Source organism: Nocardioides mesophilus, from assembly GCF_014395785.1.
GTDB lineage: Bacteria > Actinomycetota > Actinomycetes > Propionibacteriales > Nocardioidaceae > Nocardioides_B > Nocardioides_B mesophilus.
In genome coordinates, this window is sequence record NZ_CP060713.1 from 672,378 (window position 1) to 696,975 (window position 24,598).

Consider the following 24,598-nt stretch of genomic DNA (forward strand, 5'->3'; position numbering starts at 1 on the left):
CCCCCTGACCTCAGGCGTCGCGGCGGGAGGAGGCGAGCCCACCGAGCTGGGCGAGCGCGTTGCGGGCGATGCCCACGAGCGCGCTGCCCTGCTCGCCGTGCAGCCGGTTGCGCTCCGGGTCCGGGTCCAGCACGTTTCCGGTGGTGGGCTCGACCGGCGTGGTGCGGTCTTTGGCGGCCAGCGTGAACAGCGGGCCCACCAGCACGTCGAACGCCCAGGGCATCGCCGTGAAACCGAACCGCATCACGTTGTTGGCGATCCCGACCTGGGACCGGCCCCGGCCGTGCTCGACCTGGTGGAGGACCGCCTTGGCGACCTTCTCCGGCGAGGCCACCGGCGGCGGCGGCCGGCCGACGAAACCGGCGTAGTTGGCGGCCTGCAGGTAGATCGGGGTGTCCACGCCGCCCGGGGCGATGTAGCCGACGTGCACGTCGGGCAGGTCGCGGTTCTCGAGCTGCAGGTGCCGGGCCAGGGAGCGCACCCCCCACTTGCTGACCGCGTAGGCGCTCATCGTGGGGGTCGCGATGTGGCCGATCACCGAGCCGATCAGGATCAGCGAGCCCTCCTGCTGGCGCCGCAGCACGGGCAGCACGTGCCGGGCCACGGTCGCGGAGCCGAGCAGGTTGGTCCGGATGACGCCCTCGAAGACGTCGGCGGGCACCTCCTCCAGCCGCCCGTAGGCGACCACTCCGGCGCTGTTCACGACCGCGTCGATGCGGCCGTGCCGGCCCAGCACCTCGGTGACCATCTTGTCCATCGCCTCGTTGTCGGCGACGTCCGCGGCGACCACCATCGTCGAGGCCGCACCCGCCGTCTCGCACTCGGACTCGGTGCGCAGCAGCGCGGACCGTCCGCGGGCCACCAGCACCAGGTGCTCACCGGCCCGGGCCGCGCGGTGCGCGACGGCCCGGCCGATGCCGCTGGAAGCCCCGGTGACGACGACGACCTTGGGTCCCACGGTCACGGCTTGAGCACCACCTTGATGCAGCCGTCCTGCTTCTTCTGGAACATCTCGTACGCCGCGGGCGCCTCCTCGAGCGGGAGCCGGTGGGTGGCCAGCGTCTCGACGCCGAGCACGTCCTCGCCCTGCTCGAGGACCTTGGCGATCTCCTCGGTCCAGCGCTTCACGTGGCACTGGCCGAAGCGCATCGTGATGCCGCGGTCGAAGATCTCCATCATCGGCATCGGGTCGACCTCGCCGCCGTACACCCCGCTCACCGAGACCGTGCCGCCGCGGCGGACCGACTTGATAGAGCTGCGCAGCGCGGCGAGTCGGTCGATCGCCATCTTGTCGGTCATCGGCCGGGCGATGGCGTCCGGCAGCAGCCCGACCGCGCCGATGGCGGCCTTGGCGATCGGCGAGCCGTGCGCCTCCATGCCGACCGCGTCGACGGTGCCGTCCGCGCCGCGGCCCTGGGTGAGGTCCAGGATCGCCCCGACCACGTCGGAGGTGGTCTCCATGTCGATCACCTCGACGCCGTACGAGCGGGCCAGCTCCAGACGTTCCGGCACGCGGTCCACGCCGATCACGCGGCGGCCTGCGTTCTTCGCGATCCGGCAGGTCAGCTGGCCGACCGGCCCGAGGCCGAAGACCGCGACGGTGCCCTCCTCGGGCACGTCGGCGTACTCGAAGGCCTGCCAGGCGGTCGGCAGGATGTCGGAGAGGTAGAGGTAGCGCTCGTCGGCGGCGCCCTCGGGCACCTTGACCGGGCCGAACTGGGCCTGCGGGACGCGCAGGTACTCCGCCTGGCCGCCGGGGACCGAGCCGTAGAGCTCGGTGTAGCCGAACAGCGACGCGCCCTTGCCGGTCTTGTAGTTCTGGGTGGTCTCGCACTGGGCGAACAGGCCGCGCGAGCACATCCAGCAGGAGCCGCAGGAGATGTTGAACGGCACCACGACCCGGTCACCGGGCTTGATGTCGTGCACCTCGGCGCCGACCTCCTCGACCACGCCCATGGTCTCGTGACCGAGCACGTCGCCGGGCTTGAGGAACGGCCCGAGCACCTCGTACAGGTGCAGGTCGGATCCGCAGATCGCAGTGCTCGTCACCTTGATGACGGCATCGGTCGGCTTCTCGATCCGCGGGTCGGGAACCTCCTCGACCGAGACCTTCCGCTTGCCCTGCCAGGTGAGTGCGCGCATGAGTGCTGTTCCTCTTTCCGGTTCCGTGGAGTCCCCGTGTCCTGGGAACGACGTCTACTCCCTGGGGTACCCGAGGGCGCTGTCGCTACACCACGCTCGACGTCCACCCAGGATGCGCACCCCTCCCCCGGCGCTTGGCCGGTCGGGCAGGATCAGCGGTGAGACGTCGTACGCCGCCCGCGGCACCGAGCAGGGAGGGCAGGATCCGCACCATGAGCCTGGTCGCCCTGCTGAGAGCCGCCCATCTGGGGCCCACCGTCGCCGTCACGACGGTGACCGCGCTGCTGGCCGTCGCCGCGGACCTGGCCGCACCCGACGTGGCGCAGGTCACGCTCGCGGTGCTCGCCGGGCAGCTCGTCATCGGCTGGTCCAACGACCTCATCGACGCGGACCGCGACGCCCAGGTGGCTCGGCCGGACAAGCCGCTCGCCACCGGCGCGGTCACGCTGGGTGCGGTGCGGACCGCGCTCGGGCTCGCCGCCGCCGCCGCGGTGGTGCTGTCGGCGGTGCTGGGCTGGCGGGCCGGGCTGCTGCACCTCGGCGCCGTGGTCGGCGCCGGCCTGGCCTACAACCTCGGGGTGAAGGCCACCGTCTGGTCCTGGCTGCCCTACGCGGTCGCGTTCGGCTCCCTGCCGGCCGTCGTGTCGCTGGCCGGTACGCCGCCGCAGGCGCCCCCAGTCTGGCTGCCGGTCGCCGGCGCGACCCTCGGGGTGGCCGCACACTTCCTCAACACGTTGCCCGATCTCGGCGACGACGCGGCCACCGGCGTCCGGGGTCTCCCGCACCGGCTCGGCGCGCGCGTCTCCCAGCTGCTGGCCACCCTGCTGCTGCTGGTGGCCTCCGTGGCCGCGGTCCTCGGCCCCGACGGGTCCCCGCCGCTCTGGGCCTGGGCGGTGCTCGCGCTGACCGTCGGGCTCGCCGCGACCGCGCTGCTCGGCCGCGGCAAGGTGCCGTTCCGTGCGGCGCTCGCGATCGCCGTCGTCGACGTCACGCTGCTCGCGGTGATGGGGTGAGCAACCGAGCTTTCCACCCGGATCAGACTTTCCGGATTCGCAGAGACCCCGGGTGGCGACCCGAGTAGCGTGACGCGGGTGTGGGGTGGGGACCCCGCGCCTGGGGAGGAACTGCTGTCCCGACGGCGGCCGATCCCCGGTGGAACCACTCGTCTCTCGCTTGCGGGTGACGCGCGAGGGGGCAAGGTGCAGGAACCGGCAACGACTTCCGATGCGGTGGTCGCCGTGGAGGGCGTGAGCAAGGTCTACCGCCCTACTCCGATGGCGATGCGGATGATGGTGCGCACCACCATCCACTCCGACGTCACCGCGCTCGACGGGATCAGTCTCCGTGTCGAGGCCGGACAGACGGTGGCGCTCGTCGGACCCAACGGCGCCGGCAAGACGACGTTGTTCCGGATCCTGACCGGGTTGACCACGCCCACCACCGGCGAAGCGAAGGTCCTGGGTCTCGACGTCGACACGCAGTCCCTCGCGGTCCGCCGGATGGTCGGCTTCATGCAGGCCGAGGACAGGGCTCTGTTCATGCGCATGAGCTGCCTGGAGAACCTCGTGTTCCATGCGCGCCTCCAGCACATCCCTCGCCGCGACCTCCGGTCCCGCTGCATGGAGGCGCTCGAGGACGTCGGGCTGGCCTCTCAGGCCCAGTCGTCGGTGTTCGCGCTGTCCGCGGGCATGCGGGCCCGCCTGCAGCTCGCCCGCGCCATCGTCCACCGCCCCCGGTTGCTGATCCTGGACGAGCCCACCGGAGCCGTCGACCCGGTCGGCGCCCACGAGCTTCTGCTCCTGGTGCAGCGGCTGGTTCGCGAGCACAACCTGGCCACGCTGATCAGCAGCCATCGCCTGGAGGAGATCGAGTCGCTCGGGTCGAACGTCGTGCTCCTCGACCGCGGCCGCATCCGCTACCACGGCGACCTGAGCACCCTGCGCGACCAGTGGCGGCGCCCCGCGGTGGAGATGGAGCTCGACTCGATCGAGGCCGCGAAGGCCGCCTGCACCTTGCTGGGGACTCACGGGGTCGAGGTCCACAGGTCGGGGACCGAGGTGGAGTGCCGGCTGCCGGCGGGCTGGAGCTCGGGGCAGCTGTTCGCCATCCTCAACAGCGTGGCCGACCGTCTGGTCCACATCCGGGAGGCCAACGTGCCGCTGCGAGACATCCTCGCCGAGATGTACGCCGGGCCGCCCCCGGCGGTCAAGGAGCGGGCATGAGCACCCCGACCGCCCGCCGCGCCTCGAACGCGTTGGACGTCGTGGTCGCGTTCTTCCGGCTGGACGCGATCGACGAGCTCAGCTATCCGATGTCGATGATGTTCCGGTTCCTGGCGCCGCTGATGTCGGTCATCGTGTACTTCTTCCAGGCGGACTTCCTGGGTCGACCCGACTCCTATGGGGCCACGCTGGTCGGGATCAGCCTCGCGGTGTCGCTCCAGCTGGCCCTGACCGGCTGCGGCAACCGGCTCCAGCAGCTCCAGGAGCGGGGAAACCTCGAGCCGGTGCTGGTCGAACCGGTGTCCTGGTGGGTCATCCCCGTCACGATGAACATGTGGCAGACCCTGGCCGGCGTCGTCACCATGTGCCTGATGCTGGGCACCGGGGTGCTGCTCGGCGCCGACCTGCAGGTGAGCGGTCTGCTGCCGTTCCTGCTCATCCTCGCCTTGGGGCTCATCGCCTGCAACGCGGTGGGGATCCTCTCCGCCAGCCTGATCGTGCTGGCGAAGCGCTCCCAGGCGATCCTCGGCCTCTACGGCTTGGCCGCCAGCCTGCTCGGCGGGGCCCTGTTCTCCATCGAGGTCCTCCCCGAGTGGCTGCGGGCGTTGAGCTACCTGGTCCCGCACGCCTACGTCATCAGCGCAGCCCGCGACGTGCTGGTGCCGGGCGGAGCCGGTGCCGGGATGCCGCTGGGCGTGGCCGTCACGGGACTGGTCATCTTCGACCTGATCGTGTTCCCCCTCGCCCTCTACGCGTTCACCAAGGCGCTGGAGTACTCCCGCACGATGGGACTGCTCGGAGGCTACTGATGCGCATCGCGATCGCTCTCCATGACGTCGTGCTCGGCGGGGACACCCTCAACGCGCTGGAGCTCGGCTGCCGGCTCCGGGAGCGGGGCCACGACGTCGTGCTCTTCGCGGTGAGCAGAGCCTCCCGGTCAGCCACCGAGACGCCGCTCCTGGCATTCGCGGAGGCGCGCGGGATCGAGGTGCACCTCTTCGGAGAACCGAGCGGCGTCCGCGACCGGATCCGGTTGGTGGGACAGCTGGCCGAGTTCGTGCGCGAGCGACGCATCGACGTCGTGCATGCGTTCGGACATCGCGACACCTACTACAGCTTCTGCGGCTCCTACGGGCTGCGGGGCGTCCCACTCGTGGTCAACGACTACGCCATGACCGTGACCCGCGGGCTGCCGCGACGGGTGCCGCTCGTCGTCGGCACCCGGGAGGTCGCCGCGGAGGCGAGGGCGATCCGTCGCGGACCGACGTACGTCGTCGTACCGCCGGTGGACGAGGTCGAGAACGCGCCCGGCGTCGTCGACGGCCATGCCTTCCGGCGCGCCCACGGAGTCGCGGATACAGACCGCCTGATCGTCGTCGTGAGCCGGTTCGCGGTCGCCCTGAAGAGAGAGGGCCTCCTCGCGACGATCGACGCCGTGGTAGAGCTCGACGACCCCACGGTGCGGCTGGTGATGGTCGGCGGCGGGGAGACGTACGACGAGCTGCAGCAGCGCTCACGCGAGGTGGGCGCACGCCTCGGACGCGAGGCGGCCGCGCTGCCGGGCCCGATGACCGACCCGCGCGCCGCCTACGAGGCCGCCGACATCGTGGTCGGGATGGGGCACTCCGCGCTGCGCGCGCTGGCATTCGCGAAGCCGGTCGTGGTGGTCGGCGAGCGTGGCTTCGCGCTGCCCGTGACCCCGCAGACCCTGCACCACTTCGACTTCCACGGCTTCTACGGCCTGGGAGACGGCGGCGACGCCGCTCCGGCACTGGCAGGCCACCTCCGGCGTCTGCTGGGCGACCCTGACCTGCGGGCCGGGCTCGGCGGCTTCGGTCGACAGCTGATCCTCGAGGACTACGGGCTCGACACGGCGGCCGAGTCCCTGGAGAGCATCTACGAGTCGGCGCTAGGCCGCAGGTGCGTGCGCAGCTGGCTCGTCGACGCCGGGCACCTCGCGGCCTCCTACGGCCCCGCCCGGGTGCGCCGCACCGTGCGTCGCAGGCCGGCCCTGCGCACGGTCGCCACGTGACGCTCGCCCGTCGTGAGGGGGCGTGCGGACGTCGGTGACGGGCGTGCGGACGTCGTACTCTCGTCGGGAACCGGCGGTCCAGACCTCTCCGTGCGCCCGCGGCGCGCCGGTGGAGCCTCGCAGTCATGCCCGGCCGGCCACCCGGCGGAGCCTGAGCATTGAACGAGCGGGTAGACAGTGAGCATGCGCATCGTCAGCGTCCAGGGCACGCTCCCTGGTCACCGCTACCCCCAGCACGAGATCACCGAGGCGTTCGCCACCACCGTGCTGGGCGACGACGTGAACCGGGCCGTCGTCGACCGGCTGCACCGCAACGCCTGCGTGGACTCCCGGCACCTCGCGCTGCCGCTGGAGCGCTACGGCGAGCTGCGCGACTTCGGGGAGTCCAACGACGCCTTCATCGAGGCCGGCGTCGAGCTCGGCTCCCGGGCGGTCACCGACGCCCTGAAGGCGGTCGGGCTGACCCCGCAGGACGTCGACCTGATCATCTCCGCGACCGTGACCGGGCTGGCGGTGCCCTCGCTCGACGCCCGCGTGGCCGCCGCGATCGGGCTGCGGCAGGACGTGATCCGGGTCCCGCTCGTCGGCCTCGGTTGCGTCGCCGGCGCCGCCGGGGTGGCCCGCCTGCACGACTACCTCGTCGGTCACCCCGGTCACGTGGCAGTGCTGATGGCCGTCGAGCTCTGCTCGCTGACCGTGCAGCGCGACGACCGGTCCATGCCCAACCTCGTCGCCAGCGGTCTCTTCGGCGACGGCGCGGCGGCGGTCGTCGCGGTCGGGGCGGACCGGGCCGCCGACTTCGCCCACCTGCCCGGCCCCGGCGGTGGCGCCGCGTCGCAGCCCGACGTGCTGGCCAGCCGCAGCCGGCTCTACCCCGACAGCGAGCGCGCGATGGGCTGGGACGTCGGCGCCACCGGGCTGCGGATCGTCCTCGACGCGCAGGTGCCCGAGCTGGTGGAGACCTACGTCGGCGGCGACGTCGACGACTTCCTCGCCGAGAACGACCTGCGGCGCGACGACATCGAGTGGTACGTCGCCCACCCGGGCGGCCCGAAGGTGCTCGAGGCGCTGCAGGCCGCGCTCGGGGTGGACCGGGAGGCGCTGCGGCTCACCTGGGAGTCGCTGGCCCGGATCGGCAACCTCTCCTCCGCCTCGGTGCTGCACGTGCTCGCCGACACCCTGGAGCAGCGGCCGCCGCGCCCCGGCTCCTACGGGCTGATGATGGCGATGGGCCCCGGCTTCTGCTCCGAGCTGGTGCTGCTGCGCGCCCCGGACGTCGCCGCATGAGCAGCGAGGCGCTGTTCACCCTGCTGATCCTGGCGGTCGCGCTGGAGCGGGTCGCGGAGCTGGTCGTCTCGCAGCGCAACGCGGCCTGGAGCCTGCGCAACGGGGGCGTGGAGACCGGTCAGCGGCACTACCTGGTTATGGTCGTCCTGCACACGGCGCTGCTGGTCGGCGCCCTGGTCGAGGTCTGGGTACGGCGGCCGGCGTTCGTGCCGGCGCTGGGCTGGACGATGCTGGCGCTGGTGCTGGCCTCGCAGGCGCTGCGCTGGTGGTGCATCACCACCCTGGGGCGGCGGTGGAACACCCGGGTCATCGTGGTGCCGGGGCTGCCCCTGGTCAGCGGCGGACCGTACCGGTTCCTCCCGCACCCGAACTACGTCGCCGTCGTCGTCGAGGGGTTCGCGCTGCCGCTGGTGCACACCGCCTGGATCACCGCGCTGGTGTTCACGGTGGCCAACGCGCTGCTGCTCACCGTCCGGATCCGGGTGGAGAACGAAGCGCTGCGCAACGCCGCCGCACCGGGCGGGGAACGGGTCCGGTCATGACCGACCTGCTCGTGGCCGGGGGCGGACCGGCCGGTCTGGCCACCGCCCTCTACGCCCACCACGCCGGACTCGACGTCACGGTCTGGGAGCCGCGCCCCGACGTGATCGACAAGGCCTGCGGCGAGGGCCTGATGCCCGGCGCGCTCGCCGCGCTGCACGACCTCGGGGTCGACCCGGCCGGGCACCCGCTGACCGGGATCCGCTACGTCGCCGGCGAGCACCGCGCGGAGGCGTCGTTCCGCGGCGGGCCCGGCCGCGGCGTCCGCCGTACGACCTTGCACGCCGCGCTGCGCGACGCGGTCCTCGACGCCGGCGTGGAGATCGCCCGCCGCGGCGTGAGCGACGTGCGCCAGGACGCCGACGGGATGGTCGTCGACGGCGTACGCACCCGCTACCTGGTCGCCGCCGACGGGCTGCACTCCCCGATCCGGCGCAGCCTGGGGCTCGACGGGCGGCCCTCACCGGTACGCCGCTACGGGCTGCGCTGCCACGCCGAGCGGGCGCCGTGGACCTCGCACGTGGAGGTGCACTGGGCGGCGGCCGCGGAGGCGTACGTGACGCCGGTGGCCGCGGACCGGGTCGGCATCGCCGTACTCACCTCGGGGCGCGGCTCGTTCGAGGAGCAGCTCGCCGGCTTCCCCGAGCTCCGCGACCGGGTCGCCGGCCACGAGCTGGGCGAGGTCCGCGGGGCCGGGCCGCTGCGCCAGCGCGTCCTGCGGCGGGTGGCCGGGCGGGTGCTGCTGGTCGGCGACGCGTCCGGGTACGTCGATGCCCTCACCGGCGAGGGCATCGCCCTGGGGATCGCCCAGGCGCGTGCCGCGGCGGCCGCGGTGGCCCTCGACGACCCGGAGCGCTACGAGCGGCAGTGGCACACGATCACCCGCCGCTACCGGCTGCTCACCACCGCCCTGCTCGGCGCCTCCCGGTGGGGCCCCGCCCGTCGTGCGCTGGTGCCGGCCGCCACCCTGGTCCCCGGCGTGTTCGCCGCCACCGTCAACACCCTTGCGAGGCCCGCATGACCACCACCGACAGCACCTCCCCGGCTCCGAGCGGCGTGGAGGAGGTCGTGCTGCTCGACGAGGCCGGCCACCGCGTCGGCACCGCCGCCAAGGCGGACGTGCACCACCGCGACACCCCGCTGCACCTGGCGTTCTCCTGCTACGTCTTCGACAGCGCGGGACGGCTGCTGCTGAGCCGGCGGGCTCTCGACAAGGCGACGTTCCCGGGGGTGTGGAGCAACAGCTTCTGCGGCCACCCGGCGCCCGACGAGGACGTCCGGGACGCGCTGCACCGCCGGGCCCGGCAAGAGCTGGGGATCGGGCTGCGCGACCTGGAGCCGGCGCTGCCGCGGTTCCGCTACGTCGCCGCGATGCGCAACGGCGTCCGCGAGAACGAGCTGTGCCCGGTCTTCACGGCGCTGACCGCCGACGACGTACGCCCCGACGCCACCGAGGTCGCGGACACCGAGTGGGTGCCGTGGGCGGCGTTCCGCGACGAGGTGCTCGCCGGGGTCCGCGACGTCTCCTCCTGGTGCATCGAGCAGGTCACCGAGCTCGCCCGCCGCGAGGTCGGCCCCGGCCGGTTCGCCACCGCGGGCTGGACCGAGCTGCCGCCGGCGATGCGTCCCCGCCCCCGCCCCTGACCCACCGCCCCACCCGTCGAGTCGGCGCATCTGCAGCCTCCCCACCCGCCGAGTCGGCGCATCTGCAGTCTCCCCACCCGCCGAGTCGGCGCATCTGCAGCCTCCCCACCCGCCGAGTCGGCGCATCCGCAGCCTCCCCACCCGCCGAGTCGGCGCATCTGCAGCCTCCTCATGCGGGCGGTGCCGCGCTCCGGGACTGACGACACCAGCGTGTGCGGCGATGTTCGCTGCCCAGCGCTGCAGACGCGCCGACTCGGCACGGTTCAGCCCTGCAGACGCGCCGACTCGGCACGGTTCAGCCCTGCAGACGCGCCGACTCGACGGGGTTCAGCGCTGCAGACGCGCCGACTCGACGGGGTTCAGCGCTGCAGACGCGCCGACTCGGCAGGTCAGGGAGCCGGGGTGGGGTCGACGGGCCGTCCGAACCCGACGGCGCCGCGCACCGCGGCCGGCAGGCCGTCGGCAAGAGCCCGGTCGGGCAGCGCCCCGAGTGCGTCGTTCACGGTCGAGAACGCGATCCGCAGCCCGACGAAGAGCGTGATGCCGAAGATCTGCCCGTCGTCGAACCCGGCATCGCGCAGCACCTGCACGTCCGGCTCCCGAGTGCCGTTCGGGTCACGCGTCACCTGACGCGCCCACGCCGCGAGTGCCTTCTCGGCGGGATCCAGGCCGGCGTCGGTCCCGCCCAGCACCGCGGCCGCGACGTCGTCACCGGCCTCGCCGGCCAGCTTGCCGCCCCAGGCCAGCGAGCAGTAGGCGTCACCCAGCGCGGAGGCGCACGCGGCCACCAGGACGCCGCGCTGGCGGAAGCTCAGCCCCCGGCGCGCACCGCCTGCCCCAACAGCTCGAAGAGCGCGTCCTGGGCGGTGGGCAGCTGCGACCAGAGCCGGGAGACATTCATGACGTAGCCGACGTCCTCGATGTCCTCATCGAAGAGTCTCTGCACCTCGGCGGTGGCAGCCGGTGGGCGCAGAAAGCCGGCGCCGGCCGGGCCGGCGGTCGACGGGGTGCGGGCGACGTAGCCCACGACCAGGATCGGCGCGCGCAGCGGCAGTCCTTCCCGGACCCGTTCGGCGGCAACCTCCTCGGCGAAGGCCAGGAACGCGTCCTCACCGACCTCCTGGATCGCCTCGTAGGCGGGCCCGGTCGAGGCGAGGGCGCGAGCGTACGTCGGCGGGTCCGGGAACTCCCACACGAACGGTACGTCGACCCTCCGCACGTGCTCGAAGCCCCACCGGGCCAGCAGCTCCTCACCGGCGCCGGGACGACCGAGGGCGACCATCGACGCCTGGTTGGCGACCTTGGCGGAGGCCGCGAGGGTGAACGGACGCAGCGCCCAGGCGCCCTCGGAGGCCTTGATGTGGCCCCAGACGGTCAGCCCCAGCCGGCCGCCGGGCCGGAGCACGCGGCGTACCTCGGCCAGCGCGCGTCCGGCGTGGTCCCCCAGATGCCGCGGAAGCTGGTCACGACGTCGAAGGAGCCGTCCTCCCAGGGCAGGTGGTGCATGTCGCCGACCCGCAGGTCGGCCGCCGGGCTGCGGTCGCGGGCCACCGCGACCAGCCGGGGCGAGGCGTCGATACCGGCGCAGGAGGCGCCGCGCAGCGCCGCCAGCTCCACCGCCAGGCCGGCACCGCAGGCGACGTCGAGCAGCCGGTCGCCGGCTCCGACGCCGAGCTCGGCGTGCAGCGCGACGTACTCCCGGCAGTTGGCGGGCTCGCTGAGCGTCGCGAAGTCGACGGCGGCCCGGCCCCAGCCCTCATCGACCTGCCGCCAGGCGGCCGTCGTCTCGTCGGCTCGGCGCACCTCGCCCTGGGCGTTGTCCGAGGTCTCCATCGCGCTGTCTCCCACCGCCGTCCCGGGGCAGCAACGGCCCGAGGCTGCCGGCCCCCACTGTGGCAGCGACGTGCCGGATCCGGAAGAGCGGGCCCGGGGAACGTTTGCGCGAACGCACGGAGGGCATCTCCTCCCCATGGCCAGATCCGATCGCATCGCCGAGCCCTGGGGAACCCGCACGCCGTACGGACCGGGCGAGGAGTGGCCGGCCCGGGTCGACATGTACCTCGCCGACGGCCTCACCGAGCAGGACGTCGACAGCTGGCACCAGACCGCGAGCGTGCTGCACTCCAACGGCGACGCCATGGACATCGCCGTCAAGGACGGCAGCATCGTCGGCGTCCGGGGCCGCGAGGTCGACCGGGTCAACCACGGACGTCTCGGACCCAAGGACCTCTTCGGCTGGCAGGCGAACAACTCCCCCGACCGTCTCACCAAGCCGCTGATCCGTCGCGACGGCGAGCTCGTCGAGACCGACTGGGACACGGCGATGGACGCCGTCGCCGGCCGCACTAAGGAGCTGCTCGCCGAGCGCGGACCCAGCTCGATCGGGTTCTACACCACCGGCCAGCTCTTCCTCGAGGAGTACTACACGCTCGCGCTGATCGGGCACGGCGGCATCGGCACCAACCACATGGACGGCAACACCCGGCTGTGCACCGCCACCGCCGCTGCCGCCCTGAAGGAGTCGTTCGGCTCCGACGGGCAGCCCGGCTCCTACACCGACGTCGACCACGCGGACGTGATCGCGCTGTTCGGCCACAACATGGCCGAGACCCAGACGGTGCTGTGGACGCGGATCCTCGACCGGCTGGCCGGGCCGAACCCGCCGCAGGTCATCTGCGTCGACCCGCGGGAGACCGAGGTCGCCCGGCACGCCACGGTCCACCTCGCACCGCGGCCCGGCACCAACGTGATGCTGATGAACGGCCTGCTGCACGAGATCGTGGAGAACGGCTGGGTCGACCACGACTACCTCGACCGGTACACCGTCGGCTTCGACGAGCTGAAGAAGATGCTGGCCGACTATCCGCCGGAGGTCGCCGCGGAGGTCTGCGACGTGCCGGTGGAGGAGCTGCGGCGAGCGGCGCACGTGCTCGGCCATGCGGAGCGGCTGCTCTCCACGGTGTTGCAGGGGTTCTACCAGTCGCACCAGGCGACGGCCGCCGCCGTACAGGTCAACAACCTCAACATCATCCGGGGCAAGCTCGGCAAGCCCGGTTGTGGCGTGCTGCAGATGAACGGACAGCCCACGGCGCAGAACACCCGCGAGTGCGGCGCGGACGGCGACATGGCCGGCTTCCGCAACTGGAGCAACGAGGAGCACGTCAAGAGCCTGGCGAAGGTCTGGAACATCGACTACCACCAGATTCCGCACTACTCGGCTCCCACCCACCTGATGCAGATGATGCGCTACGCCGAGGACGGCTCGATCCGGTTCCTCTACGTCAGCGGCACCAACCCCGCGGTCTCGCTGCCCGAGCTGGGCCGGATCCGCGAGATCCTCAAGCAGGAACGACTCTTCCTCGTCGTCCAGGACATCTTCCTCACCGAGACCGCGCAGCTGGCCGACGTCGTGCTGCCGGCGGCCACCTGGGGGGAGAAGACCGGCACGTTCACCAACGTCGACCGCACCGTGCACCTGTCGGAGAAGGCGGTGGAACCGCCCGGTGAGGCTCGCGCGGACCTCGACATCTTCATCGACTACGCCCGGCGGGTCGGCCTCGAGGACAAGGACGGCGAGCCGTTGGTGAAGTGGACCGACGCCGAGGGCGCCTTCGAGGGCTGGAAGGAGTGCACGCGCGGCCGTCCGGTGGACTACACCGGGATGAGCTACGCCAAGCTCCGCGGCGGCAGCGGCATCCAGTGGCCGTGCAACGACGAGCACCCGGACGGCACCGAGCGGATCTACGCCGACGGGCAGTTCTGGAGCGCGCCGGACTACTGCGAGAGCTACGGGCGCGACATGGTCACCGGCGCGCCGGTGTCCCCGGTGGAGTACAAGGCTCTCAACCCCGACGGCAAGGCGGTCATCAAGGCAGCGGAGTACCTCCCGCCGCACGAGCTGCCCACCGAGGACTATCCGTTCCTGCTCACCACCGGCCGCACGCTTTACCACTTCCACACCCGCACCAAGACCGCCCGGGCCCCGCAGCTGCAACGCGCGGCTCCCGAGGTCTGGGTGGAGATGGCCGCGTCCGAGGCGGAGGCCCGCGACTGGCACGAGGGCGACCTGCTCGAGGTCTCGACCCCCCGCGGCAAGGTCGAGGCCCGGCTGCGGATCAGCGGGATCCGGCCCGGGGTGCTGTTCCTGCCTTTCCACTACGGCTACTGGGACCGGCCCGGCGGCCACGAGCCGGACGGTGAGCTCGGCCGCGCCGCCAACGAGCTGACCATCACGGACTGGGACCCGGTCTCGAAGCAGCCGCTGTTCAAGAGCGCCACGGCCCAGGTACGCCGACTCGGCGCCGACGGCGAGCCCTCGGCCGCCCCGACCACGACCGCGTCCCGTCCGGCGCGGCCGGTCGACGCCGACGTGCCGACGACCCGCGGAGGTCCCGACGCCGAGGTCGAGGAACGTGCCGGACAGGGCGCCACAAGCACCGGAGGTGGGCGATGAGCAACAAGATCGGGATGGCGCTGGAGGAGCTGCACCGCTCCGAGAACGACCTGGCCGGGGCGCTGCTGCGGATGTCGGACCGGCACAAGGTCGACCACGAGGTCTTCTACCTCGGCCGGGACCTGGCCGCCTGGTCGCACCTCCACATCCGCGAGCTGGCCGCCGCCGGCAAGGACTACGGGGTGGACCTGGACGCCGAGCCGGACGCGACCGCCGACGACGAGCCCGGCCTGCTGGCGTCGCTGCGGCAGAAGGGCAGCGAGCTCAGCGGACGGGAGCACGACCTGGGGGTGCTGCTGCTGCGCGACCTGCGCGAGATCCACCGGATGGCTGCCGGGGTGTCCCTGGACTGGGAGGTCCTCGCCCAGTCCGCGCAGGCCCTCAAGGACATCGAGCTTCTGGAGCTGGCCGAGCGGTGCCACCCGCAGACGCTGCGCCAGCTCAGGTGGGCGAACGCCAAGCTCAAGGAGTCCGCGGCCCAGGTGATGGTCACCTGAGCCGGCGCTGCAGATGCGCCGACTCGACGGGAGCCAGCGCTGCAGATGCGCCGACTCGACGGGAGCCAGCGCTGCAGACGCGCCGACTCGACGGGAGCCAGCGCTGCAGATGCGCCGACTCGACGGGGACGGGCGCTGCCCCGCTCCCCCGGCTGCCTCGCGTCACCGGCGGTCCCGGACAATGACGGGGACGCCGTACGACGAGACGAAGGAACCCGCATTGCGCACCCCACTGGTCCTCCTGGCCGCTCCGCTCGCCGCCACGCTGCTGCTCGCGGGCTGCGGCGAGGACACCACCCGGACCGACGACGCACCCGCTCCGGCCGCGAGCTCCTCGGCTCCGGTCTCACCGAGTGCGGCCGGATCGCCCGGCACACCGGCCGCGCCCGAGCCCAAGGGCGTGGTGGTCGACGTGACGGTGGAGGGCGAGAGCATCGAGCCCAACGGCGAGCGGGTCGAGGCAGAGCTCGGGGAGCCGGTGATCCTGCACGTCACCTCCGACCGGGCCGGCGAGCTGCACGTGCACTCGACCCCCGAGCAGGAGGTCGAGTTCGACGAGGGCGAGACCCGGATCGAGCTCAGCTTCGACCAGCCCGGCATCGTCGAGGTCGAGGACCACGAGTCCGGCCTCGTCGTCGTGCAGCTGCAGGTGAGCTGACGTGGCGACCGACACCACGCCGGAGATGGACTACCGCCCGCTCGGCACCAGCGGGCTGATGGTCTCGGTCGTGGGTCTGGGCTGCAACGCCTTCGGCAGCCGCATCGACTCCGCGCAGACCCAGGCGGTCGTCGACGCGGCGCTGACTGCCGGGATCACCCTCTTCGACACCGCCGACATCTACGGCCTCGGCGCCAGCGAGGAGCTGCTCGGCAAGGCCCTGGGCAGTCGCCGCGACGACGTGGTGATCGCCACCAAGTTCGGCATGGACATGGAGGGCCGCAACGGTCCCGACTGGGGCGCCCGGGCCTCCCGCCGCTACGTCCGCAAAGCCGTCGAGGCCAGCCTTCGCCGGCTCGGCACGGATCACATCGACCTCTACCAGCTGCACCAGCGCGACCTCGTCACCCCGCTGGAGGAGACCGTCGAGGCGATGAACGAGCTGGTCGACGAGGGCAAGGTGCGCTATCTCGGCTGCTCCAACTTCGCTGCCTGGGAGGTCGTCGAGGCGCACTGGCTGGCCAGCTCGTCGGGCCGTCGGCCCTTCGTCAGCGCGCAGAACGAGTACTCCCTCTACAACCGGGCTGCCGAGGAGGAGCTGGTGCCCGCGTTGGAGCACCTCGGCATGGCGCTGCTCCCCTACTTCCCGCTCGCCTACGGGCTGCTGACCGGCAAGTACCGCCGGGGCGAGGCGGCCCCGGCGGGCAGCAGGCTGGGTACGGCGGCGCAGCGGCACCGTCTCGACACCGCCGACTTCGACCGCGTGGAAGCGCTCGAGCGGTTCGCGGCCGACCGGGGCGTCGGCATCCTCGACGTGGCGCTCGGCGGTCTCGCGGCGCAGCCGGCCGTCGGCTCGGTGATCGCCGGTGCGACCCGGCCCGAGCAGGTCCGCGCCAACGTGTCGGCCGGGCTGTGGCAGCCCGCCGAGGACGAGCTCGCGGAGCTGGCCACGATCAACACCGACCGTGGCCCGGGGATGCGGCACGCCTCCTACGCCCTGCGTTGACGCACCGGGTCTAGACCACCCGAGGACGACATTTCCGGTTTGCCTGCGTGAGGCCCGGAGGGCGTCGCAGGATGAGCGCGCACCCGGCCCGCCTTCCTGCAGGTGGCGGCCTGGTGCACAGCCTGGTCCTCCGGTGCAGGAGGGGATGCCGAAGGACGGCTGAGGTGGCCCGTCACCCCGCAGGGGGCCGGGCCACCTCACAGCTGGTCGACATCCCGACGTTTCGGACGCTCGGTCGCCATCTGATTCCGGCTTGTTCCGTACGTCCCGTTTCGGGGGCCGTCGATGACCAGACCACCTGGTCGGAGCCGTTTGTCGTCGCGCAGCCCCGGGTAGTACCGCCTCATCTCGGGGGCACTGACCAGCAGGCCTGACCGGGAGACCGGCGGCCGGACGCAAAGGCGGATCCGACGTGGTGACCACGATGAGCCGGACGAACGCAGCGACGTGGCCCGCTGCCCTCGAGCACGAGTCGCGCACACGCGTCCCCGTCGGCCCCGTCACCACCGAGGGGGCAGAGACCCGCGGCCAGATCAGCACCCGGCTGCTCACCCAGGCGGCCGGCGAGAGCGACCCGCTGGAGCGCAAGCGTCTCCAGGACGAGGTCGTGGTCATGCACATGGGGCTCGCCCGAGCGACTGCCGCTCGCTACCGCGGCCGGGGGATCGCCGAGGAGGACCTCGAGCAGGCCGCCGCGATGGCGCTGCTCAAGGCGGCGCGTAACTTCGACCCGACCCGGGGCGTGGAGTTCCTCAGCTACGCCGTGGTCACCATGACCGGGGAGGTCAAGCGCCAGTTCCGTGACTTCGGGTGGATGGTGCGTCCGCCACGGGCGATCCAGCGGCTGCAGGCCGAGGTCAGCCGGGCCGAGGGCGAGCTCACCCACCAGCTGGGCCGCTCCCCCAAGGTCCGGGAGGTCGCCGAGCACCTGGGCGTCCCGGAGGACGACGTGCTGGAGGCGCTGTCCGCCGACGGCTGCTACACGCCCACCTCCTTGGACCTGCCCGTGGGCGCCGAGGGCAACGGGGTCCTCGGCGACACCCTGAGCCAGGAGGACGGCGCGCTCGCCGAGGCGGAGGCCCGCGTGATGCTGCTGCCCGCGGTGCGGGCGCTGCCGGAGCGGGACCGCACGGTGCTGTACCTGCGCTTCTTCAAGCAGCAGAGCCAGTCGCAGATCGCGGCCCAGATCGACGTGACCCAGATGCAGGTCTCCCGCATCCTGTCCCGCGTGCTGGACCGGCTCCACGGCGAGCTGAGCGAGCTCACCTAGTCCCCGGCCCCTCCGCGTCCCTGTTTGCGCTGGTCAGCGAGGGGGTATCCCCTTGCGCAGGGTTTTCAGGGGAGCCGAGGAGGAACGCATGGACTGGTCATCGACCTGGACGATCGTCGTGATCGTCGTCGTCGCACTACTGCTGATCGGCATCATCGCCGCGGTGGCGAAGTCGAGCCGGGAGAAGAAGCGGGAGCGCGACCGCGCCGAGGCTGCCGAGCTCCGGGAGGCCGCCGCCTCCCAGGCGACCGGTCTGCAGCAGCGCGAGGCCCGCGCCCGGGAGACCGAGGCCGCGGCTGCCCAGGCACGTGCCGAGGCGGACCGCAAGGCTGCCGAGGCCCAGCGGCTCGAGGCCGAGGCGCAGGAGAAGCACAGCGAGCTGAGCGAGCATCGCGAGCGTCACCAGGAGCACCTGCGGCGCGCCGACGAGATCGACCCGGACGTCGACGAGGCGACCGCCGAGCAGCGACGCCGCGAGGCGGAGCAGGCCGGGCAGCCCGTGCAGGCCGGCATGGGTGCGCACGCCGGCCCCGCGGATCACACGGATGACACGGCTGAGCAGTCCCACCGGACCCACGACCAGGACGGTGACGGCCACCCGGACCGGACCGTGGCCACGGAGAGCCAGGAGCGCACGATCGTCGAGCCCGACGGGGAGCGCACCGTGGTGCAGTCGGAGAGCACGGACGAGGCCACCGGACGGCACGCCGCACCGCCGCGACAGGCCTGAGAACAGACGCACACCGGCCGGACACCCAGGGTGTCCGGCCGGTGGCATGTCGCTCAGAGGTAGAGGCCGGTCTGGCTGTCGCCCAGCCGCTCCGCGGCGACCGCGTGGATGTCCCGCTCACGGAGCAGGATGTAGGTCTCGGCGTTGACCTCGACCTCGGCCTTGTCCTCCGGGTCGAAGAGCACCTTGTCGCCCACCTCGACGGCGCGGACGTGCGGCCCGACCGCGGCCACCCGGGCCCAGGACAGCCGGCGGCCACCCATCACCGCGGTCGCCGGGATGACGATGCCGCCGCTGGAGCGGCGTTCGCCCTCCTGGTCCACCTCCACGAGCACGCGGTCGTGGAGCATGCGGATCGGGGTCTTGTCGGTCATCTCGCTAGCTTGCGGATGACCAGGACGACGGTCACGAAGCCGACCACCGCACCGGCGGTCTTCAGCATGTTGTCGGTGCGCGGCCGGCCCGCCAGGTCGACGTAGACGGCCTTGATGGAGGCGATCTCCCGGCGGGCGATCGTCTTCGGGCTCGCACGGTAGACGAGCTGGTCGATGGTCCCGGCGAGCCGCTCGCGGGTCACCTCGATCTCCTGCTCGAGCGAGTCGAGATCGTTCGGCTTCGCCACGGGTTGCTCCTCGCCGTCGGGACACGTTCTGCGCACGAGGGGCGGCCGCCCCACACCGGCACAGATTACCCATCGAGCTGCCCGCCACGCGCAGGGCCTCCGGGAGGCCCCGGCTGCAACCGGTGGCGCCCGGGGTGCCGGACGCCCGGACGGGGCCAGCCGTCGTCGGCACGAATCGGGTGCGGCTCAGACGCCCGCGGCCTTCTTGGCCCCCGGGATCGGCTGCCACCGCCGCGCGAGCACGGCCTCCAGGTCGTGCATGGTGGTGTACTCCAGGTCCTCGAGCGGCAGCCGGTGCGGCTCGAACGGCCCGTGCCGGCGCAGGTAGTCCATGACCGTGTTGGCCGTGCTGCGGGCGGTGTCGAAGGACGGGTCGGCGAACAGGTCCCGCGGCATCCCCAGCATGCCCTCGTGCAGCTGGAACCCGAGAGCCACCACGCGTGGCGGTCCGTCGAAGCGCGACGGGTGCGCCTGGTCCGCGGCCACCGGCATCAGCGGTGCGTGGTGCGAGCCGCGCATGCAGCCGGCCACCGTGTGCGCGAGCGTGAACGGCTCCAGGATCTCGCCCACGGCCGGCAGTCCGGACTGGGCGCGCACGATCATCACCGGGTCGTCCTTGCCGACGTACTTGCCGGCGATCAGCGAGAGCCGCTGCGTGCTCGTCGCGGCCGCGGTGATGCCCAGGGCGCGGGAGGTCACCGAGTGGATGACGTAGCGGGCCGGGGCGCCGATGTACATCAGCAGGTCGTAGGACTCCTCGGAGCAGCGGAACTCGATCCGCTTCTCCTCGTAGAGGTCGAACACCTCGAACACGAAGCCGGCGTGCATCTTGGAGTCGATCACCAGGCCGGCGGTGTTGAACGGGTCGGCGAACATCTTGTACAGCGGCAGGTTCCACGCTCCGGGCTCGGTCTTGTCGGCCAGGAAGCACAGCACCGGCTCGCTCGGCCGCTCCTCGAGCTCCAGCTCGGCGTACCCGGGCCCCATCCCCCGCAGGTTCCCGGAGAAGGCGTCGGAGAGCAGGTCCTGCCCGGCGCCGTAGAGCCCCAGCCGCTGCGCGACCGCGGTCGTCTCCTGGAACACCCGGTAGGCGAAGCCGTGGACGTCCGGGTGGTCGGGGCCGAGCCGGTGCGACATCACCAGCGCCAGGTCGTCCCCGCACGAGGCCACGTGGGCGTCCATCAGCAGCCCCTCGCTCACGGCCTCCTCGGCCCGGACCTTGGCCGTCGCCAGCTGCTCGGGGTGCACCGCGGAGTGACCCACCCAGCCTCCGGTGTCGGCCTTGATGATGCTCAGCGTGGCCATGACGTGTCCTTCCTCGGCGGTGTCGGCGCTAGGTCCAGGCTCCGTCGTACGGCGGTGCTCCCGCAGGGCCGGAGGCACCACCGGCCGGGGACCGAGGTCCCGAAGGGCGCATCTCGACCCCGGCGCCGGCGTGCCGCGATGACCTTCTCCCCTGTGCCGCTCCGGCGCCCCGGCGGAGCGTGGAGAGGTCGGCGGAGGAGCCGAGAAGTCTCGAGCCAGAGGAGGAGACATGGGGCCCCGGGTGTTCGCCAACCGCATCGAGGCCGGCCGCATGCTGGGGGCGCGGCTGACGGGTTGGCGGGAGGTGCACCCGCTGGTGATCGGGCTGCCACGCGGCGGGGTGCCCGTCGCCGCGGAGGTCGCCCGGACCCTCGACGCTCCGCTCGACGTCGTGGTGGTGCGCAAGGCGGGGGTGCCCTGGCAGCCGGAGCTCGCGATGGGAGCCGTCGGGGAGGGCGGTGTCCGGGTCGTGAACGAGGACGTGGTGCTGGGGGCGGCCGTGCCCGGGGAGGCGCAGGAGGCCGCCTTCGCCCGGGCCGAGGCCGAGGTCGCGGTCCGGAGGGAGCGGTTCCGCAGCGGCGGCCAGGAGGCGATGCCGGTGGCCGGACGGACGGTGATCCTGGTCGACGACGGGGTCGCCACGGGCGCGACCGCGGCCGCGGCCGTGCAGGTGCTGCGGGCGCGCGGCGCCGAGCGCGTCGTCCTGGCGTGCCCGGTGGCCTCGCCCGAGGCCTCCGAGCACCTCGCCCGGATCGCCGACGAGGTGGTCTTCCTGTCCACTCCCCAGAACCTGCACTCGATCGGCGAGTGGTACGACGACTTCCGGCAGGTCTCCGACGACGAGGTGGCGCGCGTGCTCGCCGAGCAGCGCAACGGCATGCGCCGGCTCAACAGCCTGATCCCGGTGTCCGTCGGCATGCTGCCGGCGACGCTGACGCTGCTGAAGCCCATGCACGGTCTGGTGCTGTTCGCCCACGGCAGCGGCAGCAGCCGGCTCAGCCCGCGCAACGTCCACGTCGCCGAGCGGCTGCACCGCGCCGGCTTCGGCACCGTCCTGTTCGACCTGCTGACCGAGCCCGAGGCCGCCGACCCCCGGCTGGTCTTCGACGTGCCGCTGCTCGGCGAGCGGCTCCTCGCGGCCGAGCGCTGGGTGCGGCGCGAGCACGGCCGGGAGAACGTTCCGCTGGCCTACTTCGGGGCGAGCACCGGCGCCGCCGCGGCGCTCTACGCGGCGGCCAAGGCGCCCGAGGACGTCAGCGCAATCGTCTCCCGGGGCGGTCGGCCGGACCTGGCCGCGGCGTACCTGCCCTCGGTCCAGGCCCCGACGCTGCTCATCGTGGGCAGCGCGGACACCTCGGTGCTGGCGCTGAACCGGCAGGCGGCCGCGATGATGCGGGCTCCGGTCGAGGTGCTGACGGTGCCCGGTGCGACCCACCTGTTCCAGGAACCCGGCACCCTCGACCGTGCCGCCGAGCTGGCCGCGGAGTGGCTGGTGGAGCACCTCACGTCGCACCCCCACACCACGACGGTGTGAGCGGCGGCTCGAAGGGGTGTCGTCCGGCCCCGGGCTGAGGGCTCCGGATTCCTCTCGCGGCCAGGTCCGGATTCGTTCAGATCCCGATGGCTGCGGCCGCGTGGTCGTACCGGCGGGCTTCATCCCGCACGTCGACGCCGGCTCCGGACAAGACTGCCAGGTTCGTCGTCGCCATTCGGAAGAGCAGGGCACGGGCCACCGCGGGGACCGGCACGCCCGACTGGTCCACCAGGGAGGGTGGCGCGTCCTGCCAACAGAGCGCGTCGGCCACGACGACGCCTTCCGCGTACGCAGGCGGTCGCCACAAGGGCGAGACGTCGATGACGCCGGGCGGCAGGCCGGGACTGAAGAGGATGTTGCCGGTCAGGTCCGCGTGCACCACCTGCGGCGTCCCGAGCGGCTCCAGCACCCGTTGCAGGCGTCGGCCGAGGCCGGCGAGCTCGGAACGGAAGCGGATGACGTGCTCGCCCCACGCGACCCGGTCGGCCACCGCCCACCAGTCCTCGCGGACATCCAGGCAGTCCGGTCGGTCCAGGTGGGCGACGGCTCGGTGGAAGGCCCGGCCGGCTTCGAGGACGTCAAGCCAGGTCGACGGCTTCGTGGGGTCGGGTTCGCGGCCTTCGAGCCACCGGGTCGCGGTGTATCCCTCCCACGACCAGGTGCCGTGCCGGGTCCGGACCGGGGCGGCGAGCCGGAACCCGTCGGTGGCCAGGTCGTCGAGGGCCACCGCGAGCCACTCGTGAACCGGGTCGCCGCCCGGTTTGAACACCAGCGTTCCGGCGACCCAGGAGCTGCCCTGCCCTCCGGGCAGCGAGCGCGGCTGCTCCTCGACACCGAAGGCGCGAAGCACACTCGTGGGCGGCGGCTGGGTCACAGCTGGAACGGTACGACGACCGTGCTCGCCGGAGGGCAGCAGCCGCGGTCGTCGGAGCGGCCGAGGGTCGGAGACGAGGTGCGAACGGCTCTCAGGCGAGCCGCTCCTGCAGCAGGGCGGTGGCGGTGCCCATCGTGCGCAGCGCCGGGTAGTCCTCCTCGTCGAGGCGCACCCCCGCGTCCTCGCAGAGCGCCTCGACGAAGCCGAGGAAGTCCAGCGAGTCCAGCTCGAAGGCCCAGGTGAGGTCCTCGTCCGCGGGCAGCGTCTCGACCTCGGCGTCGGGGACGATCCGGCGGACCGCGCCGGCGACGAGGTCGCGGGCCTGGTCGGTGGTCAGTGTCATAGCCCCTCCGGGTGTTGCAGCAGCCGGTCCATGAGCCGCAGGAACCGCGCCCCCGTGGACCCGTCGGTGGCGCGGTGGTCCCCGGACAGGGTCAGGCGTACGACGGGGCGCACGCCGAGCAGCCCGCCGACAGCCCAGGGGCGTTCCACGACCCGCCCGACGCCCAGCAGCGCCACCTGCGGCGGGTAGATCACGCCGGCGACCTCCTCCACGCCCTGGTCGCCCAGGTCGGTGACGGTCAGCGTCGGCGCGGTCATCTCGGCCCGGCTGAGCCGGCCGGACCGGGCCCGGGTCACCAGGTCACGCAGCGCCACCATCAGGTCGGGCAGGGGCAGCTCGTCTGCGTGCAGCAGCGCCGGCGCCACCAGTGCACCGTCTCGCACGTGCACCGCGACGCCGAGGTGGACCCCGTCCCCGGGGACGAAGCGGTCCTCCTGCCAGAAGCCGTTGAGCACCGGCAGCTCCCGCGCAGCGAGCGCCGCGGCACGGAGGATCACCGCGGCCGGGATCACCCGTCGGCCGACGGGGCGGTCCAGGTTGGTGCGCCGCAGCAGCTCGGTCACCGCCTCGAGGTCCACCGTGGTCGCCACGTAGTAGTGCGGGATCTCCCGCTTCGAGCGCGACATCAGCGCCGCGATCGCCCCGCGCCCCGGACCGGTGCCGACGTCCCGCCCGGCACCGCGCGGCCGCGGGGGCGCCGGGGCGGCAGGCCGCACGGGCTCGCGCCCGGCGGCGGCCCGGATGTCCGCGGCACGGACCGTCCCGTCCTCGCCCTGGAGGGTCGCGAGGTCGACGCCCAGCTCCTCGGCCAGCCGGCGGGCGTACGGCGTCACCCGGGCCCGGCCCTCCCCCGCGGCTGCCGGGGCCGGCTCGCGCACGACCGGCCCGCCACCGGGCGGGGCGACCTCGCCGAGCGCATGCGGGCGGGCAGCCGGGCTGGCCGCGGCTGCTGCGGCCCGGTCGACGTCGTCACGGGTGACCGCGCCGTCCCGGCCGGTGCCGGTGACCGCGGCCAGGTCCACCCCCAGCTCGGCGGCGTGGTGCCGCAGCGGCGGGGTCACCCTCGGCTGCCGGTGGGTCCGGGGGGCCGGGACCGGTGCAGCCCGCGGAGCGGCGGGAGCGGCGGGAGCGGCGGGAGCGGCAGGCTCGGCGGGAGCGGCGGGCTCGGCCGGGGCGGTGGCCTCGGCCCCGACAGCAGCAGCGGGCGCCGGCTCGAGCCGCGCCAGGGAGGCGCCGACGTCGACCCGGGTGCCCGGCTCCACGAGGAGCTCGGAGACGACGCCGTCGTGGAAGGACTCCACCTCGACCGCGGCCTTGTCGGTGTCGACGACCGCCATTAGGTCACCGCGGTGCACGGTGTCGCCGGGGTGGACCAGCCACTCGAGCACGGTCCCGGACTCCATGTCGGCGCCCAGCGACGGCATCGTGAAGTCGACCAC

At 73.0% G+C, this 24,598-nt stretch carries 26 protein-coding genes; 15 read left to right on the forward strand and 11 right to left on the reverse strand.

All coding sequences use genetic code 11. From position 1 onward, the window contains the following. Window positions 1-10: 10 nt before the first annotated feature. Both H9L09_RS03165 and H9L09_RS03170 read right to left on the reverse strand, forming a co-directional pair. The gene (locus tag H9L09_RS03165) at window positions 11-964 is read right to left on the reverse strand and encodes an SDR family NAD(P)-dependent oxidoreductase (protein WP_187579304.1); all 954 of its coding nucleotides are present in this window, start codon (window positions 962-964) and stop codon (window positions 11-13) included. Then, entirely contained in the window at window positions 961-2,142 is a 1,182-nt protein-coding gene (locus tag H9L09_RS03170) for a zinc-dependent alcohol dehydrogenase (RefSeq protein WP_187579305.1), read from the reverse strand. The genes H9L09_RS03165 and H9L09_RS03170 overlap by 4 nt, the downstream gene beginning before the upstream one ends. Before the next feature lie 212 nt (window positions 2,143-2,354). On the opposite strand from H9L09_RS03170, the gene H9L09_RS03175 reads away from it, so the two are divergent. From H9L09_RS03175 to idi, 8 genes are all read left to right on the forward strand, one after another. Further along, the gene (locus H9L09_RS03175) at window positions 2,355-3,155 is read left to right on the forward strand and encodes a UbiA family prenyltransferase (RefSeq protein WP_187579306.1); all 801 of its coding nucleotides are present in this window, start codon (window positions 2,355-2,357) and stop codon (window positions 3,153-3,155) included. Window positions 3,156-3,341: 186 nt separating this feature from the next. Continuing rightward, entirely contained in the window at window positions 3,342-4,364 is a 1,023-nt protein-coding gene (locus tag H9L09_RS03180) for an ABC transporter ATP-binding protein (RefSeq protein ID WP_187579307.1), read from the forward strand. Next, the gene (locus H9L09_RS03185) at window positions 4,361-5,173 is read left to right on the forward strand and encodes an ABC transporter permease (RefSeq protein ID WP_187579308.1); all 813 of its coding nucleotides are present in this window, start codon (window positions 4,361-4,363) and stop codon (window positions 5,171-5,173) included. The genes H9L09_RS03180 and H9L09_RS03185 overlap by 4 nt, the downstream gene beginning before the upstream one ends. Continuing rightward, window positions 5,173-6,396 carry a glycosyltransferase family 4 protein gene (locus H9L09_RS03190; RefSeq protein ID WP_187579309.1) on the forward strand — a complete coding sequence of 408 codons (1,224 nt, stop codon included), beginning with the start codon at window positions 5,173-5,175 and terminating at the stop codon, window positions 6,394-6,396. Before H9L09_RS03185 ends, H9L09_RS03190 begins: the two co-directional genes overlap by 1 nt. A 183-nt stretch (window positions 6,397-6,579) precedes the next feature. Beyond that, window positions 6,580-7,683: a type III polyketide synthase gene (locus H9L09_RS03195; RefSeq protein ID WP_187579310.1), complete on the forward strand. Its 1,104-nt coding sequence runs from the start codon at window positions 6,580-6,582 to the stop codon at window positions 7,681-7,683. Continuing rightward, entirely contained in the window at window positions 7,680-8,225 is a 546-nt protein-coding gene (locus H9L09_RS03200; RefSeq protein ID WP_187579311.1) for an isoprenylcysteine carboxyl methyltransferase family protein, read from the forward strand. Before H9L09_RS03195 ends, H9L09_RS03200 begins: the two co-directional genes overlap by 4 nt. Beyond that, window positions 8,222-9,244: an NAD(P)/FAD-dependent oxidoreductase gene (locus H9L09_RS03205; RefSeq protein ID WP_187579312.1), complete on the forward strand. Its 1,023-nt coding sequence runs from the start codon at window positions 8,222-8,224 to the stop codon at window positions 9,242-9,244. Before H9L09_RS03200 ends, H9L09_RS03205 begins: the two co-directional genes overlap by 4 nt. Then, complete coding sequence (idi, locus tag H9L09_RS03210; protein WP_187579313.1) at window positions 9,241-9,867, forward strand: isopentenyl-diphosphate Delta-isomerase; 627 nt, start codon at window positions 9,241-9,243, stop codon at window positions 9,865-9,867. Before H9L09_RS03205 ends, idi begins: the two co-directional genes overlap by 4 nt. A 389-nt stretch (window positions 9,868-10,256) precedes the next feature. On the opposite strand, the gene H9L09_RS03215 is transcribed toward idi, so the two are convergent. Genes H9L09_RS03215 through H9L09_RS03220 form a run of 3 tightly spaced genes read right to left on the reverse strand, consistent with a single transcriptional unit; the run spans window position 10,257 to window position 11,700 of the window. After that, on the reverse strand, window positions 10,257-10,655 hold the full coding sequence (locus H9L09_RS03215) for a carboxymuconolactone decarboxylase family protein (protein ID WP_223164197.1): 399 nt from the start codon (window positions 10,653-10,655) through the stop codon (window positions 10,257-10,259). Between the two features lie 23 nt (window positions 10,656-10,678). After that, window positions 10,679-11,272, reverse strand: coding sequence for a hypothetical protein (locus H9L09_RS21505; RefSeq protein ID WP_223164198.1), 594 nt, complete (start codon window positions 11,270-11,272; stop codon window positions 10,679-10,681). Beyond that, window positions 11,242-11,700, reverse strand: coding sequence for a class I SAM-dependent methyltransferase (locus H9L09_RS03220; protein ID WP_187579314.1), 459 nt, complete (start codon window positions 11,698-11,700; stop codon window positions 11,242-11,244). Before H9L09_RS03220 ends, H9L09_RS21505 begins: the two co-directional genes overlap by 31 nt. Before the next feature lie 136 nt (window positions 11,701-11,836). Here H9L09_RS03220 and H9L09_RS03225 point away from each other — a divergent pair, with 136 nt between their 5' ends. The 6 genes from H9L09_RS03225 to H9L09_RS03250 all read left to right on the forward strand — a co-directional run bounded on the left by H9L09_RS03225 (window position 11,837) and on the right by H9L09_RS03250 (window position 18,481). Next, complete coding sequence (locus H9L09_RS03225) at window positions 11,837-14,320, forward strand: molybdopterin oxidoreductase family protein (protein ID WP_187579315.1); 2,484 nt, start codon at window positions 11,837-11,839, stop codon at window positions 14,318-14,320. Further along, a complete protein-coding gene (locus H9L09_RS03230) occupies window positions 14,317-14,817 on the forward strand; it encodes a hypothetical protein (RefSeq protein WP_187579316.1) in 501 nt (166 codons plus the stop codon). Before H9L09_RS03225 ends, H9L09_RS03230 begins: the two co-directional genes overlap by 4 nt. Before the next feature lie 220 nt (window positions 14,818-15,037). Next, window positions 15,038-15,475: a hypothetical protein gene (locus tag H9L09_RS03235; protein ID WP_246456232.1), complete on the forward strand. Its 438-nt coding sequence runs from the start codon at window positions 15,038-15,040 to the stop codon at window positions 15,473-15,475. A 1-nt stretch (window position 15,476) separates the two neighbouring features. Continuing rightward, window positions 15,477-16,481 carry an aldo/keto reductase gene (locus tag H9L09_RS03240; RefSeq protein WP_343065184.1) on the forward strand — a complete coding sequence of 335 codons (1,005 nt, stop codon included), beginning with the start codon at window positions 15,477-15,479 and terminating at the stop codon, window positions 16,479-16,481. A gap of 424 nt (window positions 16,482-16,905) precedes the next feature. After that, window positions 16,906-17,751, forward strand: coding sequence for a sigma-70 family RNA polymerase sigma factor (locus H9L09_RS03245; protein WP_187579317.1), 846 nt, complete (start codon window positions 16,906-16,908; stop codon window positions 17,749-17,751). Window positions 17,752-17,839: 88 nt separating this feature from the next. Beyond that, window positions 17,840-18,481 carry a hypothetical protein gene (locus H9L09_RS03250; protein ID WP_187579318.1) on the forward strand — a complete coding sequence of 214 codons (642 nt, stop codon included), beginning with the start codon at window positions 17,840-17,842 and terminating at the stop codon, window positions 18,479-18,481. A 53-nt stretch (window positions 18,482-18,534) separates the two neighbouring features. Here the strand turns inward: H9L09_RS03250 and H9L09_RS03255 are convergent, their stop codons facing one another. The 3 genes from H9L09_RS03255 to fbp all read right to left on the reverse strand — a co-directional run bounded on the left by H9L09_RS03255 (window position 18,535) and on the right by fbp (window position 20,408). Next, window positions 18,535-18,855, reverse strand: coding sequence for a GroES family chaperonin (locus tag H9L09_RS03255; RefSeq protein WP_187579319.1), 321 nt, complete (start codon window positions 18,853-18,855; stop codon window positions 18,535-18,537). Next, the gene (locus H9L09_RS03260) at window positions 18,852-19,103 is read right to left on the reverse strand and encodes a DUF3618 domain-containing protein (protein WP_187579320.1); all 252 of its coding nucleotides are present in this window, start codon (window positions 19,101-19,103) and stop codon (window positions 18,852-18,854) included. The genes H9L09_RS03255 and H9L09_RS03260 overlap by 4 nt, the downstream gene beginning before the upstream one ends. A gap of 186 nt (window positions 19,104-19,289) precedes the next feature. Beyond that, complete coding sequence (gene fbp, locus H9L09_RS03265) at window positions 19,290-20,408, reverse strand: fructose-1,6-bisphosphate aldolase/phosphatase (RefSeq protein WP_187579321.1); 1,119 nt, start codon at window positions 20,406-20,408, stop codon at window positions 19,290-19,292. A 229-nt stretch (window positions 20,409-20,637) separates the two neighbouring features. On the opposite strand from fbp, the gene H9L09_RS03270 reads away from it, so the two are divergent. After that, entirely contained in the window at window positions 20,638-21,942 is a 1,305-nt protein-coding gene (locus H9L09_RS03270) for a phosphoribosyltransferase family protein (protein ID WP_187579322.1), read from the forward strand. A gap of 76 nt (window positions 21,943-22,018) precedes the next feature. On the opposite strand, the gene H9L09_RS03275 is transcribed toward H9L09_RS03270, so the two are convergent. The 3 genes from H9L09_RS03275 to H9L09_RS03285 form a co-directional block, all read right to left on the reverse strand. Continuing rightward, complete coding sequence (locus H9L09_RS03275) at window positions 22,019-22,816, reverse strand: hypothetical protein (protein ID WP_187579323.1); 798 nt, start codon at window positions 22,814-22,816, stop codon at window positions 22,019-22,021. Between the two features lie 91 nt (window positions 22,817-22,907). Continuing rightward, window positions 22,908-23,159: an acyl carrier protein gene (locus tag H9L09_RS03280; protein WP_187579324.1), complete on the reverse strand. Its 252-nt coding sequence runs from the start codon at window positions 23,157-23,159 to the stop codon at window positions 22,908-22,910. Then, window positions 23,156-24,598 carry a 2-oxo acid dehydrogenase subunit E2 gene (locus H9L09_RS03285; protein WP_187579325.1) on the reverse strand — a complete coding sequence of 481 codons (1,443 nt, stop codon included), beginning with the start codon at window positions 24,596-24,598 and terminating at the stop codon, window positions 23,156-23,158. The genes H9L09_RS03280 and H9L09_RS03285 overlap by 4 nt, the downstream gene beginning before the upstream one ends.